The sequence below is a fragment of the Leeia sp. genome (assembly GCF_041909055.1).
In the GTDB taxonomy this organism is placed as follows: domain Bacteria; phylum Pseudomonadota; class Gammaproteobacteria; order Burkholderiales; family Leeiaceae; genus Leeia; species Leeia aquatica.
On the sequence record NZ_JAYREC010000006.1, the window covers coordinates 254,709 to 271,768 of the forward strand.

Consider the following 17,060-nt stretch of genomic DNA (forward strand, 5'->3'; position numbering starts at 1 on the left):
TCGGGTCGGTCAGTCAACTTTGGTCGGTATTACTGATAACGGTTGATTTGTAAGAACTCAGGTTGGCGAACCAACTGGTCAATGTGCAGCATTTGCCAATGCACCCCCTGACTGTCCCGGAACTGCTCGCCCAGCCAAGGCTTGCTGTCATCTTGCGCCATGCTCACTGCTTCCAGCTGATTGGGCTGGCGCAAGCCAATGATCTGCGACACCATCAGGGCGGCATTGTCGATCAGGCGCGATTGCAGCAGCAGCAGCCGGTTGCCGGGCAGACTGCCGGTCGGTGTACGGAACAGGAAGTGGGACAGGTCGGTGACGCTGTACAGTGTCCCCCGGATGTTGCTGACACCACGGAACCATTCGCGCGTCAGCGGCACTTCCAGAATGGGCGGAACCGACACCACTTCACTGACCTGGGTCAGCTCCAGCAGACAGTGCTGGTCACCAATCCGTACCCCCAGGCGCGACAAGCCCGCCTGCCCGCTGGTGGCGGATTGCAGGCGCTGGGATACGCGTTCCTGGAATTCGCGCAGGCTGATCCGTTTTGCCATTAGCCGAGCGCCGCGATCTTGGAGAGCAGCTCCGCCTGATCAACCGGCTTGACCAGATAGTCACGCGCACCTTGGCGCAGGCCCCAGATCTTGTCCGTTTCCTGGCCCTTGCTGGTACACATGAAGATCGGGATGTGCTTGGTGGCTTCTTCGCGGCTGATGGTGCGGGTGGCCTGGAAGCCATTGAGCCCCGGCATCACCACATCCATCAGGATCAGATCCGGCTGGATGTCCTTGGCCTGTTGTACGGCCTGCTCGCCACTTTCCAGCATCACCACCTGAAAGCCGTTCTTGGTGAGGATTTCGCCCAGAAAATGGCGCTCGGTGGGGGAGTCGTCAACGATCAGGATTTTTTTGATTGGCATGGTTTCCTACCCTTGCTGGTGATGGCTGGTCAGACTGACAGCATGGCTGCCAACAACCGATAACAGGCTGTCTTTGGTAAAAGGCTTGGTCAGGTATTCGTCAGAGCCGACCATGCGCCCACGTGCGCGATCAAACAAACCGTCCTTGGAAGACAGCATGACCACGGGCGTACCGTGGAAACGCGGATTTTTCTTGATGAGCGAGCAGGTCTGGTAGCCGTCCAGCCTGGGCATCATGACATCGACAAAAATAATGTCCGGCAAGTGGTCGGTGATCTTGGCCAAGGCATCAAAGCCATCCTCGGCAAGGATCACATCACAGCCGGCCTGCTTGAGGAAGATCTCGGCACTGCGACGGATGGTGTTGCTGTCGTCAATAACCATGACCTTTACCCCGGTTAGGCTGCGTCCCCCTTCCACATTGTCCCCTTGTCAGAAATTGGTCTGGATGCGTCGAGGTCTGAGGCGGATCAGGCCCATTCGTCCAGGATTGTAAGAAATTGTAGAGAAATAAACCAGCGCCGGTAAAGGGTCATGCATGCTGCATTGCGAAGTGCGATTCAAAAATCGGCAAATATGCCAACACAATGCCCTCACAGATGGCGAAAGCGATCGCGCAGGACATGCCACTGCCGACGACTGACCGGCAGGCGGTCGCCGGGCTGTAACACGGCAAGCCAGTGGGTTTCGCCTTCTTCATCGGTGCCCTTCTCAAAGCCTGCCAGCTCCTTGGTGGCCACCAGGCAATTGCGGTGGATACGGACAAAGCGGCTGGTAAACTCCTGCTCCAGCTGGGTCAGCGCACCCTCCAGCAGGTATTCCTTGTCACTGGTGACGATGGTGATGTATTTCAGCTCCGCTTTCATATAGCGGATCTGGTCCAGCGGGATCAGGCGCACCTTGCCGCGTTCGGTGACCGAGAGGAAGCGCCGCTCTGGCGCCGCGGGCAGGTTCTGTGGCCGCCCCTGCCGCTCTTGCGCCCGCTGCAGTGCTGCCAGCAGGCGTTCCTGCCGGACCGGTTTCAGCAAATAGTCAATCGCGGCCAGTTCAAACGCCTGGACGGCATATTCGTCATAGGCGGTGGTGAAGATGATCATCGGAGGGTGGCTGAGCTGCTGCAGGTGCTGCGCCAGCTCCAGCCCGTCCATTTCCGGCATGCGGATATCGAGCAACACCACATCGGCGTGATGGTGTTGCAAGGCCTCCAGTGCCGCAAAGCCATTCTCGGCCTCGCCCAGGCAGGTCAGACTCAGACTGGCTGCGCAGTCTTCCAGCAGGGTGCGCAACCGGGTGCGCGCCGGCGCCTCATCGTCCACCAGAAAGATTCGCAAGGGATGCGTCATTGCGGCCCCCGTTGATATGGCATGCGTATCATCACTTGATAATAGTCGTTACCGACATTTGTGCTAAGTTCGGCATCAACATCGAAGTGCAGCAGCAGACGCTCCTTGATGTTGGATAGCGCCATCTTGTTGCCTGCGTGATGGGTGCCTTGCCCGTTATACGGGTTGCGTATCACCACAAAGACCTCGTGGCGCCGACTGTAGGCATTGATGGTGATGGTGCCGGGGCGGATGCTTTGTTCGATGCCATGGTAGACCGCGTTTTCCAGCAGAGGCTGCAATACCAGCGGAGGAATCAGCGCGTCTGCAGGCATGCGATCGATATGCCAGTCCAGCCGCAGGCGTTCTCCCAGCCGTACCTGCTCGATTTCCAGATACTGCTGCGCCAGTTCAATTTCCCGGCTGAGGGGCACCAGCTGCCGATTATCTGCCATCAACACACGGAACAGTTCGGCCAGATTTTCCAGCACCCGCTCGGCGCGCTTGGGCTCGGGGCGGATCAGGCTCAGCACGGCATTCAGGCTGTTGAACAGGAAGTGCGGGCGAATACGCGCTTGTAGCGCTTGCAGCCGGGCTTCGCTGACGGCGGGAGACAGGGCCTGCTGGCGCAGCAGGAAGTAGCCCAGCATGGCACTGCTACCCAGCAAGCTGACCAGCACGTTGCGCTGCAGGGTGAAGCCGGACGCATGATTCAGCAAGCTGAACAAGCCACTGCTGCCAACGCTGATCACCACCACCAGCAGGGCACCGTGCATATAGGGCAGCCGCCGCAACCAGCGGTGCAACAGTGACAGCAATAACAGGGTGCATAGCAAAGGCGGTTCCAGCTGGGCGGCGACACTGCTCATGCGTCCGCCCAGCTCACGCCAACGCTCGCTTTGCAGCAGGGCATACATCAGGGCAAAGCCGTTGCACAGGACCAGAATGCGCAGCAGGACCCCCAGCTGGTCAAAGCCGGGCAAGCTGGCTGGGTGCAGGTTTTGCTTTATACTTGCCATGGTTGTTTCAGCATATCAGGCGTTTTGCCTCCCCGCGTGTTTTCGCGCATTGTGTATTGAAGGACAATGACATGCAATCTGCGACCGACAAATTGTGGTCTGGCCGCTTCAACGAGCCAGTGACCGAGCTGGTCAAACGCTACACCGCTTCTGTGACCTTTGATCAACGCATGGCGCGTTTCGACATTCAGGGCTCACTGGCGCACGCCGCCATGCTGCAACGTGCCGGCATCCTGACGCCTGCCGACCTCCAGGCCATTCAGCAGGGCATGAGTGACATTCTGGCGGAGATCGAGGAAGGCCAGTTTGTCTGGTCGCTGGATCTGGAAGACGTGCACATGAACATCGAGCGTCGCCTGACCGAGAAGATTGGCGACGCGGGTAAGCGCCTGCATACCGGACGTTCACGCAATGATCAGGTGGCAACCGACATTCGCCTGTGGCTGCGCCACAGCATCGACCAGCACCTGCAGGAAATCCGTGCACTGCAAACCTCGTTGCTGGACCTGGCAGAAGCCCATGCCGACACGGTGATGCCGGGCTTCACCCATTTGCAGGTTGCCCAGCCGGTGACCTTTGGCCACCACATGCTGGCCTATGTGGAAATGTTGCAGCGGGACTTGGAGCGGATGCAGGATTGCCGCCGCCGGGTGAACCGGCTGCCACTGGGGGCCGCTGCGCTGGCCGGTACCAGCTACCCGATCGACCGCCACTTTGTGGCCGAGCAACTGGGCTTTGAGGGTGTGACCGAGAATTCGCTGGACTCGGTGTCGGACCGCGATTTTGCCATTGAGTACACGGCCGCTGCCGCCCTGATCATGACCCACCTGTCGCGCCTGTCTGAGGAGCTGATTCTGTGGATGAGCCCGCGCTTTGGTTTTATTGATCTGGCTGACCGCTTCTGTACCGGCAGCTCCATCATGCCGCAAAAGAAAAACCCGGATGTGCCAGAGCTGGTGCGCGGCAAGACCGGGCGTGTTAATGGTCACCTGATGGGCCTGCTGACCCTGATGAAAGGTCAGCCCTTGGCGTACAACAAGGACAATCAGGAAGACAAGGAACCGCTGTTTGATACCGCAGACACCCTGTCGATGACCCTGACCATCTATGCCGACATGATGCGCGGGGTGGTGGTCAAGCCAGAGGCGATGCGTGCGGCGGTGTTGCAAGGCTTCGCCACGGCGACCGACCTGGCCGATTATCTGGTCAAGCGCGGCTTGCCGTTCCGCGATGCACACGAAGCGGTGGCGCTGGCCGTGCGGCATGCCGAAAAGCAGGGGTGTGATCTGGCTGATTTGTCCCTGCCGGTGCTGCAAAGCTTCTCAGCACTGATCGACGACACGGTATATCAGGTGTTGACCCCGGAAGGAGCCCTGGCCAGTCGTAATCACATCGGTGGTACCGCACCGCAGCAGGTGCGTTTGGCGATTGGCCGCGCACGGCAGCGCCTGAACAGCTGAGCGATGGCAGACGGTGCGCTCAGCGCAGTGTACCGTCTGCCAGTTGTCGCATCTCCGCCATGAACTGCTGGTGCAGTACTCCCATCTGCCCCAGCAGGCCCTCAATCTCCGACCATTCTCCCTGCTGTCGACCAGTCCCTTCCAGCGCTTTGGCCAGCTGCCACAGTGGGCCATCCGTCAGGCTGCCCACGCTCCCCTTGTAGCTATGGGCATGCTGGAAAGTGCCGACATGATCATGCGATGACACGCTGTGCTGCAACAGTCGCCACTGCTCGGGAAGCTGCTCCAGCAGGATGCCGGCCATGTCCGGCAGCATGTCCTCCGGCAATCCCAATGTGGCGGCAAAGGTCTGGTAGTCCTGCAAAGACATGGCAAGGCTCGGCAATAACGGACAGTCTTGACTATAGTGCAAGCATCCCCGAAAAAACAAATTCACCACATAGCCCGAGCAGCGTGTGAATGGACGGGGGCTTAACCCTTGCAGGAGTGTGGCTTGCGGCACGGTCAGTTTGCCCGTCGTTTCATCTTGTCTGTGACCATGATCAGCGTGTTGCCGCTCCTGCTGGTCATGCTGGCCTATGGCTCCTTCTGGTATGTGGAAAGCAAGGAGGCACTGGAACGTCAGCTGCATAAAGCCAAACAGCTGGTGCCGATGATGCAGAAGGCCTGGCGGCTGAATGATGTGGCAGCCCTGCACGACCAGATTGACCGTATCCTGCTGGTGGATGGGGTGGTGGCGGTGTCGTGGCTGGACCGGGAACAGCAGCGCGGGGTCATACAGCGTGCCGGGTTTGTCGTCCCCGACAAGGCGGCGCACCAGGAAGCGCTGCTCAATGAGCAGGGCGAGCAAATCGGCCGGATCGACATTTACACCGATCTTGCAGCGATGCCGCAGAATCCGTGGCGGGAGCTGCGGGAAGGGGTGGTGTGGATTGTTGCAACCTGGTTGGTGCTGCTGATCGTGCTGAACTGGCGCTTTCGCAGCTGGGTGTGCCAACCCCTGTTGCAGTTGTCACGGTATGTGGAAAAAGGCGGGCTGCAGGATAAGCCGGAGCCGTTCAGTTGGCAGCGGCATGGTGGCAGCAGTGAGGATGAGCTGGATGTGCTGGCGCGAGAGCTGGTGGCCCTGAAGCAGACCGCCTATCAGCATGTGCAGCAGGAAAAGATGGGCCAGAGTGTGCTGGCCGAAGAGCGGGATCGTTTGCGCAGCCAGGTGGTGGCGCGTACGCATGAGCTGGATTACCTGAGCCGTTTCCAGCGCTTGATTGGCAACCTGTTTCAGCGCTTTGCCGTGATGCCGATGTCGGCGGTTGAGGCCGGGTTGCAGCAGGCGCTGGCTGAAGTAGGCCGCTTTCTCTGTGTAGAACGGGTCTCGCTGTTCCAGCATGACCCGGAGCTGAGCCACATGCGCTACACCCATGAGTGGGTGGAAGAAGGCTTCTTGCCCACCATTGAATTGCTGGACGAGGTCAATACCCGTAATTTTCCATGGTGGATGGCGCAGTTGCAGCAAGGCCGAGTCCTGCAGGTGGATGACCCGCTGCAGTTGCCGCCTGAAGCTCGGGCCGAGCGGGATACCTTGATGGCACACGGGGTGCGTAGCCTAATCTGCATGCCGCTGCTGAGCAGCGAGGGTTTGATGGGCTACATTACCTATGATGCCTTGCGTCAGCCCCGTCGCTGGTCTCAAGAAGAGCTGACCCTGCTGGGCATCACCAATACCTTATTCCTCAGTATCTTGCTCTACCAGCGCCGTGAACTGCAGCTGGAAGCCGCCCGGCGCAGCCTGGAACAATACAACCGCAAGCTGGAGATGTTGTCACGTAGCGATGAACTGACGGGCCTCGCCAACCGGAGGCACTTCAACGAAGTGCGGGCGCAGGAGTTTCGGCGGGCACTACGCGATAATCTGCCCTTGACCCTGTTGTTGTTCGATCTGGATTACTTCAAGGCGTACAACGATAGCCTTGGCCATGCGGCGGGCGATGATGCGCTCAAGGTGTTTGCCGATTGCCTGAAGCAGACCTTCGAGCGCGGTACCGATCTGGTGGCGCGGGTGGGGGGCGAGGAGTTTGCTGTGCTGCTACCAGCGACCGCCACTCCGCAGGGGGTGGCCTTGGCGGAGCGCCTGCGCGCGACCTTGCAGGCGCGTCAGGTCAACCACCCCAATTCACCGGTGGCTGACTGTCTGACGGTGAGTATCGGGCTGGTGACACTGGACCCGGAGCGGCATCCGGATGTGGATGCCCTCTATACCGCTGCGGATCGGGCGCTGTACGAAGCCAAGGCGTTGGGGCGTAACCGGGTGGTCAGCGCCTGACACCCCGTGCGCCGGTACTGTGGCTTACAGACCCAGCCGCTGCCAGACCGTGGAGACGAGGCCGGCCTGATTCAGGGTGTAGAAGTGCAGCCCCGGTGCACCACCTGCCAGCAGCCGATCACTCAGCTCGGTCACGACATCCAGCCCGAAGGAGCGGATGGAGGCGACATCGTCGCCATAGCCTTGCAGCTTCAGGCGCAGCCAGCGCGGAATTTCAGCGCCACACACATCGGAAAAGCGGGCCAGCTGACTGAAATTGCTGATGGGCATGATGCCCGGCACGATGGGAATGCTGACCCCCTGTGCCTGTACCGCATCCACAAAGGCAAAATAGGCATCGGCATTGTAGAAGTACTGGGTAATGGCCGAGTTGGCCCCGGCCTGGACCTTGCGCACAAAGTTGCTCAGGTCATCCTGTGCACTGCGGGCTTGCGGGTGATATTCCGGATAGGCGGCTACCTCAATATGGAAATGGTCACCGCAGCACTCGCGGATAAAGCTGACCAACTCGTTGGCGTAGCGAAACTCACCGGCCACGGCCATGCCGGACGGCAAATCACCGCGCAGCGCGACGATATGGCGGATGCCGTCTTGCTGAAACCCTTGCAATAGCTCGCGTATGCCTTCGCGGGTACTGCCGATGCAGGACAGGTGCGGCGCCACATTGTAGCCATCGGCCTTGATCTCGCGCACGGTGCGCAAGGTGCCTTCCTGGGTAGAGCCACCTGCACCATAAGTCACCGAAAAGAAGTGCGGCTGGTACTGCGCCAGCTGGCGGCGGGTGACCCGCAGTTTGTCCATGCCTTCTGCGGTTTTGGGCGGGAAGAATTCAAAGCTGAATGTACGGGAAGGACTCATGGGATTCTCGATTCAGGGACGGATGCCGAGAACGGTGACCGAGGTCACGCGCGCCAGCAGCCGGTAAGCCGCATAGCCGGCCAGCGCTTGCCAGAAGGTGCCGATCTCCATGCCGAAATTGCTTTGCCCGGCAGCCTGGAAAATGATCACATCCAGCACCGGGATCAGCAGGCCCAGGGACAGGACAATGGCGGGCGCAATCAACACCATCACAACGGGCTTGGCCACGTGGTACAGCAGGCCCAGCATCAAGGTGACCTTGAAGGCCGCCAAAGGATGCGACAGGTGAATGAAGGGCAGCAGCAGGGATATCACAATCAGGCTCAGAGAGTTGATCAACCACCCGCTCAGTAAACGCACGCCATGCCTTTCCACAAAAAAAGCGGACACCCTCTGGTGTCCGCATGCTGATCAGTAGCGGTAGTGATCCGGCTTGTACGGGCCGGCCTTGCTCACGCCAATATACTGCGCTTGTGCATCGGTCAGCTCGGTCAGCTGTACCCCCAGCTTCTTCAGCTGCAGGCGGGCCACCTTCTCATCCAGATGCTTGGGCAATACATACACGCCGACCGGATAGTCAGCCGTACGGGTGAACAGCTCGATCTGGGCAATGGTCTGGTTGGCAAACGAGGAGCTCATCACATAGCTCGGGTGGCCAGTACCGCACCCCAGATTGACCAGACGGCCTTCCGCCAGCAGGATGATGCGCTTGCCGTCCGGGAAGATCACATGGTCGACTTGCGGCTTGATGTTTTCCCAGACGTACTGCTTGAGCGAAGCCACGTCGATTTCATTGTCGAAGTGGCCGATGTTGCAGACAATTGCCTGATCCTTCATCGCCTTCATGTGGTCGTGGGTGATCACATTGAAGTTGCCGGTGGTGGTGACGAAGATGTCCGCCTTGTCGGCGGCGTACTCCATGGTCACCACGCGGTAGCCTTCCATCGCCGCCTGCAAGGCGCAGATCGGGTCGATCTCGGTCACCCACACCTGGGCTGAAAGTGCACGCAGGGCCTGGGCCGAGCCCTTGCCCACATCGCCATAGCCGGCCACCAGCGCCACCTTGCCCGCAATCATCACGTCGGTGGCGCGCTTGATGCCGTCCACCAGCGATTCACGGCAGCCATACAGATTGTCAAACTTGGACTTGGTGACCGAGTCGTTGACGTTGATGGCCGGGAACGCCAGGCGGCCTTCCTTGTGCATCTGGTACAAGCGCTTGACGCCGGTGGTGGTTTCCTCAGTCACCCCCTTGATCTGCGCCAGGCGGGCAGAATACCAGCCCGGTGAGGTCGCCAGCTTGGCGCGAATGGCGGCAAACAGCACAGTTTCTTCTTCGCTGGACGGGTGATTCAGCACCGACAAATCTTGCTCGGCCCTGCTTCCCAGATGCAGCAACAGGGTCGCATCGCCGCCATCATCCAGGATCATGTTGGCGTGGTTGTCGTTCGGCCACTCGAAGATGCGATGGGTGTAATCCCAATAATCCGTCAGCGATTCGCCCTTGTAGGCGAACACCGGGGTGCCGACGCCATTGGCGCCATTGGCCGCAATCGCGGCTGCGGCATGATCTTGCGTGGAGTAGATGTTGCAGGAGGCCCAGCGCACTTCCGCACCCAGCGATTGCAGGGTTTCAATCAGCACGGCGGTCTGGATGGTCATGTGCAGCGAGCCGGCCACGCGGGCACCGCGCAGCGGCTGACTGTGGGCATATTCTTCGCGGATCGCCATCAGGCCCGGCATTTCGGTCTCGGCGATGCGGATTTCCTTGCGGCCCCAATCGGCCAGGCTGAGGTCGGCAACGTGAAAATCGGTAAAACGCGGCGCGTTCATGCGTAAACTCCTTGTCTTTGCAGGAACGGGCGCCGTTGAATCAGGTTGCACCCAGCCGAGCCTGGCGGAAGGTTCCGTCGCAGCGCCCCTCGGTGGGCAGGTGGGCGCCCGCAGGCGCCCCGGTGAACATTATAGCTTACAGGCCTGCATCTGCACGCAGCGCTTCGGCCTTGTCAGTCCGCTCCCAGCTGAACTCCGGCTCTTCGCGGCCAAAGTGGCCGTAAGCGGCGGTCTTGCCGTAGATCGGGCGCAGCAGGTCCAGCATCTGCACGATGCCCTTGGGCCGCAGGTCAAAGTGGCGGCGCACCAGTTCGGCAATCTTGTCGTCCGGCAGCTTGCCGGTACCATTGGTGAACACCATCACGCTGGTCGGTTGTGACACACCAATGGCGTAGCTCACCTGGATCTGGCACTCGCGGGCCAGCCCGGCGGCGACAATGTTCTTGGCGACGTAGCGCCCGGCATAGGCGGCGGAACGGTCTACTTTGGACGGGTCCTTGCCGGAGAAGGCCCCCCCGCCGTGCGGAGCGGCACCACCATAGGTGTCGACGATGATCTTGCGACCGGTCAGGCCGCAATCCCCCATCGGCCCGCCAATCACAAAGCGCCCGGTCGGGTTGATCAGGTAGCGGGTGTCCGCGGTCAGCATATTGCCCGGCATCACCGGCTTGATGATGTCCTCAATCACGGCTTCCTGCAGCGTTTCATAGCTGATGTCCGGGTGATGCTGGGTGGACAGCACAATGGTGTCGATCGCGACCGGCAGCCCGGTCTGCTCGTTATAGCGCACGGTCACCTGGCTCTTGGCATCCGGGCGTAGCCAGGGCAGCCGGCCATCCTTGCGCAGTTCGGCCTGGCGCTGTACCAGACGGTGGGCGTAATAGATCGGGAAGGGCATCAGGCTCGGGGTTTCGTCGCACGCGTAGCCGAACATCAGGCCCTGGTCACCGGCGCCCTGGTCCAGATCCAGCCCCTGGCCTTCGTTCACGCCTTGCGCAATGTCCGGGCTCTGCTTGTCGTAGGCCACCAGCACCGCGCAACCCTTGGCATCAAAGCCCAGATCGGAGTGATCGTAGCCGATGCGGCGGATGGTGCTGCGGGCGATCTCGATGTAATCCACGTTGGCGTGGGTGGTAATCTCACCCGCCAGCACGCACAAGCCGGTATTCACCAGCGTTTCTGCGGCCACCCGGGCATGTTTGTCTTCCGCCAGAATGGCGTCCAGAATGGCATCGGAAATCTGGTCAGCGACTTTGTCCGGATGACCTTCCGACACGGATTCCGAGGTAAACAGATATTCACTCATTATCGTTCCTCATGGGGTATGCCGGATCGTCCGCCTACCTGCCTTGTTCAGATGGGCTGGGTATCGACGACGGGCACGTGTAAAATGCGCCATTTTGAGCCTCAGGGAGCCGGGCGGAATGTCCGCACCCACACCAAGACTGTCCATTGCGCTACGCCTGTTGCAACTGGTTGGGCATCTGCCTTTGCCGGTGCTGCATCTGGCGGGCAGCGGGCTCGGCCTGCTGGCCTATCTGCTGGCCCCGCGTTACCGCAAGCGGCAGCGGGCAAACCTGCTGACGACACAACTGGCTACAACATCTCGTGATTATAGCCGGTTGTGCTGGCGTAATGCGCGAGAATCCGGCAAAGCGGTCACCGAATTGCTGGCGGCCTGGGTGCGCTCACCGCAGGTAGTGGCCAGCTGGGTGCGCGAGGTGGAGGGCTGGCAGCATGTTGAAGCCGCGCAGCAGGCGGGCCGTGGCATCATTTTCGTTACGCCGCATTTGGGGTGCTACGACATTGCCGGGCGTTACCTCTCCACCCGCATGCCGCTCGCCGCACTGTATCGCCCGCCCAAGCTGCGCTGGCTGGAGCCCTTGATGAATGCGGGCCGGGCGCGCTCCAATACCGATATGGCGGCCACCGATACGGCCGGGGTGCGTACCCTGCTCAAGGCCCTCAAGACCGGGCGGGCCATTTTTGTGCTACCCGACCAGGTGCCGGGGCAAGGTGACGGGGAATGGGCACCGTTTTTCGGACAGCCCGCCTACACCATGACCCTGCTGCCACGGCTGGCCAGCAGTACCGGTGCCACGGTGGTGATGCTGTATGGTGAGCGTCTGCCGTGGGGGCGGGGCTACCGCCTGCATTTGTCCCCTCTGCCGCAGCCGTTTACCGGTGAGCGGCAGCAAGATGCCCATGTGTTGAACCAGGCGGTCGAAGCCCTCGTCCGCCAATGCCCGGAACAGTATTTGTGGAGTTACAACCGATACAAGAACCCGACCGGCCAGTCCATCCCCGCTACCGGCGACAGCGACTCAGCCGCGCGCTGATCCTGCTGCTGCGCGGCCTGGCCTGGCTGCCCTTCCCCTTGCTGTGGGCCCTTGCCTACACGCTGGGGGCGCTGGTGCATCTGTTCCGGCGCGGTGGCGCGGTCGACATCAACCTGCAGATGTGCTTTCCGGAGTGGGACAAGGCCACCCGGCGCAAGGTAGCGCGGCAGCACTATATGGTGCTGGCACGCAGCCTGCTGGAACTGGGGGTGCAGGTGTTTCAGCCCAAACGTCGCCTGCTGAATGCGGTGACGATTGTCGGCATGGAGCACTTGCGTGCGCAGCAGGGCAAGCCGGTCATCCTGTTGACCCCGCATTTTGTCGGCATGAACTTTGCCGGTTCGGCGGTGGCGGAGGTGGTGCCGCTGGTGGCCATGTACAGCGCCAACAAGGATGTCGCCTTCAATGAATTGCTGCTGAAAGCCCGCTCGCGCTTTGGTGCGCCGGGATTGATCAGCCGCCAGCAGGGCCTGCGCCCGATCCTGAAAGCACTGCGCGCAGGCAAGCCGCTGTATTACCTGCCGGATATGGATTTTGGGGCGCGTGATTCGGTGTTCGTTCCCTTCTTCGGTCATCCGGCGGCCACCATCACGGCGGTATCACGTATCGCCAAGGCTGCCGATGCGGTGGTGGTGCCGCTGGTGGTGCGGCAACTGGGCTGGTGGAAAGGCTATGAGGCCCGTTTCTATCCGGGTTGGGAAGCTTTCCCTTCGGGCGACGAAGTGGCGGACGCGGTCTACATGAACCAGTTTGTGGAAGCCCGGGTGCGTGAGATGCCGGAGCAGTACTTCTGGGTGCACCGTCGCTTTGGTACCTCCCCCCCCGGCACCCCCAATCGCTACAAGCCTGCACGGAGGCCCTGATGCGCGTCGTACTGGGCGTGTTCTACCTGCTGCACTTCCTGCCGCGCTGGCTGTTCAAGGGGCTGGCCTGGGGGTTGGGTAATCTGTTGTACCTGCTGTCCCCCGCCCGCCGCCGGGTGGGGCGCTACAACCTGCGTCAGGCCTTTCCCGAGCTGGACGAGCGGGCGCGCAACCGCTTGTTGCGACAGCACTACCAGCTGTTCATGCTGGGGCTGCTGGATCACGCCTACCTCTGGTATGGTTCACCGGCGCGCTTGCGCAAGCTGATCCGTATCGAAGGGCTGGACGCCCTGCCAGAGGGGCCGCAGCTGTGGCTGGCCCCCCACTTTAACGGTCTGGCCGCCGGTGGGCAGCGTATCGTGCTGGAGCGGGCCTGCTCTGCGGTGTATGTGCAGCAGAAAAACCCGGTGCTGGACCGGTTCATGCAAGAGCGCCGCGAGCGGTTTGGCAACTGCCGCATGCTGTCACGTCAGGCCGGGGTGCGTGCCATTCTGCAGGCCTACAAGGATGGATTCCAGCTGCACTATTCGCCTGATCTCGACTATGGTGCACGTGATGCTGTGTTCGTACCGTTCTTCGGCCAGCTGGCGGCCACGGTAACCGCCTTGCCGCGTTTGGCCAAAATCACCCGGGCCAGGGTGGTGCCGATGGTGACCACCATGGAGCCGCATGGTTATACCATTCGCTTTCACCCGGGCTGGGCCGACTACCCGACCGAAGACGTTGAGGCGGATGTGCGGCGCATGAATGCCTGGTTAGAGGACATGATCCGGCAGTATCCCGCCCAGTATTTCTGGCTGCACAAACGATACAAGACCCGCCCTGCAGGGGAGCGCAACTCTTACAAGGACGACTGAAGCCGTGCCGGGCTGGCATTGCCGCTCGGCTTCGGCGATACTTTGCGCATGACCCGAGCAGGACTGCTGCATGTTCAACAATCCTTCCGATGACGATATCCGTCAGCGCCTGAAGCAGAGCCGCCGCATTGCCGTGGTCGGCATGTCGCCCAACCCGGCGCGACCCAGCTTTGGCGTGGCCAAGATCATGCGTGCCTTCGGTTACAGCATTGTGCCAGTACGTCCGGCGGTGAGCGAGGTGCTGGGCGAGACGGCATACCCGACGCTGCAAGCGGTACCGGGACGGGTCGACATCGTCAATGTGTTTCGCAATGCCAGCCTGCTGGAGCCGATTGTGGATGCCTGCATCGAAACCGGCGCGCCTGCGTTGTGGATACAGGAAGGCATCGTCAACGAAGCGGCCGCAGAGCGGGCACGGGCAGCGGGGATCTGGGTGGTGATGGATCGCTGCATTTACAAGGATTACGTCAGGCTGTTTCGGGATCAGGCATGATTCGTCATATCGTAATGTGGACCTTGAAGGACGAGGCTGAAGGCGCCGACAAAGCGGGCAATGCCCGCAAGGTCAAGCAGGTGCTCGAAGCCCTCAATGGGCAGATACCCGGCATGCGGTTGCTGGAAGTGGGGATCGACACCTCGCGTACCGAGGCCAGCGCCGATGTGGTGCTCTACTCCGAGTTCGACGACCAGGCTTCGCTGGACGCCTATCAGCAGCACCCTGCCCACCATCTGGCGGGCGAGTTTGTCGGCAAGGTTCGCCTGGGTCGACAATTGGTGGACTATGATGAAGTGAGTGGTCAATGAGGACGTTACCGTTTACCAAGATGCACGGCTTGGGCAACAACTTCATGGTGCTCGATGGGGTACGCCAGCCGATACAGTTGAGCCCTGAACAACTGCGCTTGTGGGGCGACTGGCGACTGGGCGTCGGCTTTGACCAGCTGTTGCTGGTGGAGCCCGCGGACGACCCGGACAATGATTTCAAATATCGCATCTTCAATTGCGATGGCAGCGAGGTGGAGCAGTGTGGCAACGGCGCACGCTGCTTTGCCCGTTATGTGTATGACCACGGCCTGACCGAGAAGCGCGCGCTGCGGGTGGAGACGGCGCGTGGTCTGATCCGGCCGCAGCTGGAAGCCGATGGCATGGTCACGGTGGACATGGGCGTCCCCGCCTTTGCGCCGGCCAGCCTGCCTTTTGTGGCGGATGCGGAAAGCCTGACTTACCCGCTGACCCTGGCTGACGGCCAGACGGTGCAGGTCAGTATCGTGTCGATGGGTAATCCGCATGCGGTACAACGGGTCGACGATGTTGATACCGCGCCAGTCAGCGTGCAAGGCCCGCAGATCGAGCAGCACCCGCGCTTCCCGCAAAAGGTCAACGCCGGGTTCTTGCAGGTGGTGGATCGGCAGCATATCCGCTTGCGGGTGTACGAGCGTGCAGCGGGTGAAACCCTGGCCTGTGGCACCGGCGCTTGCGCTGCGGTGGTGGCGGGCATTTGCCAAGGTTGGCTGGACGCCTCGGTCACAGTGCAAACCCGTGGCGGCGAGCTGCGTATCCGCTGGGAGGGTCCTGGTCAGCCGGTATGGATGACCGGCCCCACTGTAACCGTATTCGAAGGCCAGCTGGCGCTGGACTGAGCGAGACACGCCCTGGATGGGGCACAAAGGAGAACCGCCGATGCAAGCGGATGATGTGGCACAGTACCTGAAAGATCACCCGGAATTTTTTGAGCACTATGCGGACTTGCTGGCCGAGATTTTTGTGCCGCACCCGCACGGTGGTCACGCCATCTCGCTGGCAGAGCGGCAAATGCTGACGCTACGCGAGAAAAACCGGCTGCTGGAAGGTAAGCTGGGCGAACTGTTGCAGTTTGGTGAGGAAAATGACGGCATCAGTGACAAGGTCCACCGCATCGGTGTGGCTTTGCTGCGCACCCCGACGGTGGAAGCCACGCTGCATACCTTCCTGTTCCACATCACCGAGAACTTCAATGTGCCGCAGGCGACGGTGCGCCTGTGGGTGCCCGGATGGGGGCACGATCAACCCGGCAGCGAGCCGGTGAGTGATGAGCTGAAAGCGTTTGCCCTTGACCTGCAACACCCCTACTGTGGCCCACACGTCAGCCCGGAAGTGGCAGGCTGGTTTGGTGAGGCGGCAGCCACGCTCAAGTCCTACGCACAAGTACCGTTGCGGCATGGCGAAACCCTGGGTCTGCTGGTGATGGGTAGCGAAGATGCGCAGCGCTTCTACCCGGACATGGGCACCCTTTACCTCAGCCGCCTCGGTGAGCTGCTGGCGTCTGCCATCCAGCGCAACGAGGCCGAACCGCTGCCCGAGGCATGAGCACCCCGCCGGACCTGGCCGAGCTGCAGTCCTTTCTGGGCTGGATGGCCCAGGCCCGGCAAGCCAGCCCGCACACCCTGACCGCGTATCAGCGTGACCTGCGGGTGCTGCAAGGTGCGGGTTGGCCCCTGCGAGAAGGCACCCCGCTACAGATTCGTCGCCTGCTGGCCGATCTGGCTCGGCAAGGGCTGTCCGCCCGCAGCCTGGCCCGCATGTTGTCCGCCTGGCGGCGCTTTTACCAGTATCAGGTCTTGCATCAGGGTTGGTCGAGCAATCCCTGCCTCGGCGTGCGCCCACCGCGCCGACAGCGCGCCTTGCCGGACGTGTTGACGCCGGACCGGGCCAGCCAGCTGCTGCAACCGCTGGCAGAAGCCACAGACGACCCGTTGCTGCAACGGGATCAGGCCATCTACGAGCTGCTGTACTCCAGTGGCCTGCGCGTCTCCGAGTTGGCGGCGCTGGATCTGCAGGACTGGCGCGCGGACGAACAGGAATTGCACGTCCGCTTCGCCAAAGGGCGGAAATCGCGGGTGGTGCCGGTCGGCAAACCCGCTACCCTGGCCTTGCAGCAGTGGCTGCAGGTGCGTCATGCGCAAGCGGGCGAGGTCGCCTTGTTCACCAGCGCGCGTGGCCAGCGGCTGGGGGTACGCAGCATCCAGCAGCGGCTGCGCCAGCATGGGATACAGCAAGGGGTGCCACAAGGGGTATACCCCCATTTGCTGCGACACTCCTGTGCCAGCCATGTGCTGCAATCTTCGGGCGATCTGCGTGCGGTGCAGGAGCTGCTGGGGCATGCCAGCATCAGCAGTACGCAGGTGTATACCCACCTCGATTTCCAGCGGCTGGCGGCGGTATATGACGCCGCCCACCCCCGCGCCAAGCGCAAGCCGGAATAGTATCGGACGGCTGGCTCGGAACTTGCTGTAC

The 17,060-nt window shown here is 61.4% G+C and carries 20 protein-coding genes and 1 riboswitch; of the genes, 10 read left to right on the plus strand and 10 right to left on the minus strand.

Annotation, left to right across the window (positions count from 1 at the left end):
* Nucleotides 1–29 precede the first annotated feature (29 nt).
* The 5 genes from ACE3O2_RS15745 to ACE3O2_RS15765 all read right to left on the minus strand — a co-directional run bounded on the left by ACE3O2_RS15745 (nt 30) and on the right by ACE3O2_RS15765 (nt 3,257).
* The gene (locus ACE3O2_RS15745; RefSeq protein WP_168878226.1) at nt 30–551 is read right to left on the minus strand and encodes a chemotaxis protein CheW; all 522 of its coding nucleotides are present in this window, start codon (nt 549–551) and stop codon (nt 30–32) included.
* Nucleotides 551–910 carry a PleD family two-component system response regulator gene (locus tag ACE3O2_RS15750; protein WP_373282897.1) on the minus strand — a complete coding sequence of 120 codons (360 nt, stop codon included), beginning with the start codon at nt 908–910 and terminating at the stop codon, nt 551–553. The genes ACE3O2_RS15745 and ACE3O2_RS15750 overlap by 1 nt, the downstream gene beginning before the upstream one ends.
* A gap of 12 nt (nt 911–922) precedes the next feature.
* The gene (pilG, locus tag ACE3O2_RS15755) at nt 923–1,300 is read right to left on the minus strand and encodes a twitching motility response regulator PilG (protein ID WP_168878224.1); all 378 of its coding nucleotides are present in this window, start codon (nt 1,298–1,300) and stop codon (nt 923–925) included.
* Nucleotides 1,301–1,509: 209 nt separating this feature from the next.
* Nucleotides 1,510–2,259 carry a LytTR family DNA-binding domain-containing protein gene (locus ACE3O2_RS15760; RefSeq protein WP_168878223.1) on the minus strand — a complete coding sequence of 250 codons (750 nt, stop codon included), beginning with the start codon at nt 2,257–2,259 and terminating at the stop codon, nt 1,510–1,512.
* Nucleotides 2,256–3,257 (minus strand): sensor histidine kinase, encoded by a 1,002-nt coding sequence (locus ACE3O2_RS15765; RefSeq protein WP_374339105.1) that lies wholly within the window; start codon nt 3,255–3,257, stop codon nt 2,256–2,258. The genes ACE3O2_RS15760 and ACE3O2_RS15765 overlap by 4 nt, the downstream gene beginning before the upstream one ends.
* A 71-nt stretch (nt 3,258–3,328) precedes the next feature.
* Between ACE3O2_RS15765 and argH the strand changes: the two genes are divergently transcribed.
* Nucleotides 3,329–4,717, plus strand: coding sequence for an argininosuccinate lyase (argH, locus tag ACE3O2_RS15770; RefSeq protein ID WP_374339107.1), 1,389 nt, complete (start codon nt 3,329–3,331; stop codon nt 4,715–4,717).
* A gap of 19 nt (nt 4,718–4,736) precedes the next feature.
* On the opposite strand, the gene ACE3O2_RS15775 is transcribed toward argH, so the two are convergent.
* Nucleotides 4,737–5,087 carry an Hpt domain-containing protein gene (locus ACE3O2_RS15775; RefSeq protein WP_374339108.1) on the minus strand — a complete coding sequence of 117 codons (351 nt, stop codon included), beginning with the start codon at nt 5,085–5,087 and terminating at the stop codon, nt 4,737–4,739.
* A 123-nt stretch (nt 5,088–5,210) separates the two neighbouring features.
* On the opposite strand from ACE3O2_RS15775, the gene ACE3O2_RS15780 reads away from it, so the two are divergent.
* Nucleotides 5,211–7,037 carry a diguanylate cyclase gene (locus ACE3O2_RS15780; RefSeq protein WP_374339110.1) on the plus strand — a complete coding sequence of 609 codons (1,827 nt, stop codon included), beginning with the start codon at nt 5,211–5,213 and terminating at the stop codon, nt 7,035–7,037.
* A 24-nt stretch (nt 7,038–7,061) separates the two neighbouring features.
* On the opposite strand, the gene metF is transcribed toward ACE3O2_RS15780, so the two are convergent.
* The 4 genes from metF to metK form a co-directional block, all read right to left on the minus strand.
* On the minus strand, nt 7,062–7,895 hold the full coding sequence (gene metF, locus ACE3O2_RS15785; RefSeq protein ID WP_374339112.1) for a methylenetetrahydrofolate reductase [NAD(P)H]: 834 nt from the start codon (nt 7,893–7,895) through the stop codon (nt 7,062–7,064).
* A 12-nt stretch (nt 7,896–7,907) separates the two neighbouring features.
* Nucleotides 7,908–8,255 (minus strand): phage holin family protein, encoded by a 348-nt coding sequence (locus tag ACE3O2_RS15790; protein ID WP_374339114.1) that lies wholly within the window; start codon nt 8,253–8,255, stop codon nt 7,908–7,910.
* 51 nt (nt 8,256–8,306) lie between these two features.
* Nucleotides 8,307–9,728 carry an adenosylhomocysteinase gene (ahcY, locus tag ACE3O2_RS15795; protein WP_374339116.1) on the minus strand — a complete coding sequence of 474 codons (1,422 nt, stop codon included), beginning with the start codon at nt 9,726–9,728 and terminating at the stop codon, nt 8,307–8,309.
* A 20-nt stretch (nt 9,729–9,748) separates the two neighbouring features.
* Nucleotides 9,749–9,825, minus strand: a riboswitch (S-adenosyl-L-homocysteine riboswitch).
* Between the two features lie 39 nt (nt 9,826–9,864).
* Complete coding sequence (gene metK, locus ACE3O2_RS15800; protein WP_374339118.1) at nt 9,865–11,034, minus strand: methionine adenosyltransferase; 1,170 nt, start codon at nt 11,032–11,034, stop codon at nt 9,865–9,867.
* A gap of 118 nt (nt 11,035–11,152) precedes the next feature.
* Here metK and ACE3O2_RS15805 point away from each other — a divergent pair, with 118 nt between their 5' ends.
* The 8 genes from ACE3O2_RS15805 (at nt 11,153) to ACE3O2_RS15840 (ending at nt 17,029) form a co-directional block, all read left to right on the plus strand.
* Entirely contained in the window at nt 11,153–12,067 is a 915-nt protein-coding gene (locus ACE3O2_RS15805) for a lysophospholipid acyltransferase family protein (RefSeq protein WP_374339120.1), read from the plus strand.
* Nucleotides 11,989–12,930 carry a lysophospholipid acyltransferase family protein gene (locus ACE3O2_RS15810; protein WP_374339122.1) on the plus strand — a complete coding sequence of 314 codons (942 nt, stop codon included), beginning with the start codon at nt 11,989–11,991 and terminating at the stop codon, nt 12,928–12,930. The genes ACE3O2_RS15805 and ACE3O2_RS15810 overlap by 79 nt, the downstream gene beginning before the upstream one ends.
* A complete protein-coding gene (locus tag ACE3O2_RS15815; RefSeq protein ID WP_374339124.1) occupies nt 12,930–13,787 on the plus strand; it encodes a lipid A biosynthesis lauroyl acyltransferase in 858 nt (285 codons plus the stop codon). The genes ACE3O2_RS15810 and ACE3O2_RS15815 overlap by 1 nt, the downstream gene beginning before the upstream one ends.
* Nucleotides 13,788–13,857: 70 nt before the next feature.
* The gene (locus ACE3O2_RS15820) at nt 13,858–14,280 is read left to right on the plus strand and encodes a CoA-binding protein (RefSeq protein ID WP_374339126.1); all 423 of its coding nucleotides are present in this window, start codon (nt 13,858–13,860) and stop codon (nt 14,278–14,280) included.
* A complete protein-coding gene (locus ACE3O2_RS15825; protein WP_374339128.1) occupies nt 14,277–14,591 on the plus strand; it encodes a Dabb family protein in 315 nt (104 codons plus the stop codon). Before ACE3O2_RS15820 ends, ACE3O2_RS15825 begins: the two co-directional genes overlap by 4 nt.
* Nucleotides 14,588–15,427 carry a diaminopimelate epimerase gene (gene dapF, locus ACE3O2_RS15830; protein WP_374339130.1) on the plus strand — a complete coding sequence of 280 codons (840 nt, stop codon included), beginning with the start codon at nt 14,588–14,590 and terminating at the stop codon, nt 15,425–15,427. The genes ACE3O2_RS15825 and dapF overlap by 4 nt, the downstream gene beginning before the upstream one ends.
* Before the next feature lie 40 nt (nt 15,428–15,467).
* Nucleotides 15,468–16,133 (plus strand): DUF484 family protein, encoded by a 666-nt coding sequence (locus tag ACE3O2_RS15835; protein ID WP_168878209.1) that lies wholly within the window; start codon nt 15,468–15,470, stop codon nt 16,131–16,133.
* On the plus strand, nt 16,130–17,029 hold the full coding sequence (locus ACE3O2_RS15840; RefSeq protein WP_374339132.1) for a tyrosine-type recombinase/integrase: 900 nt from the start codon (nt 16,130–16,132) through the stop codon (nt 17,027–17,029). The genes ACE3O2_RS15835 and ACE3O2_RS15840 overlap by 4 nt, the downstream gene beginning before the upstream one ends.
* The last annotated feature ends 31 nt before the right edge of the window (nt 17,030–17,060 follow it).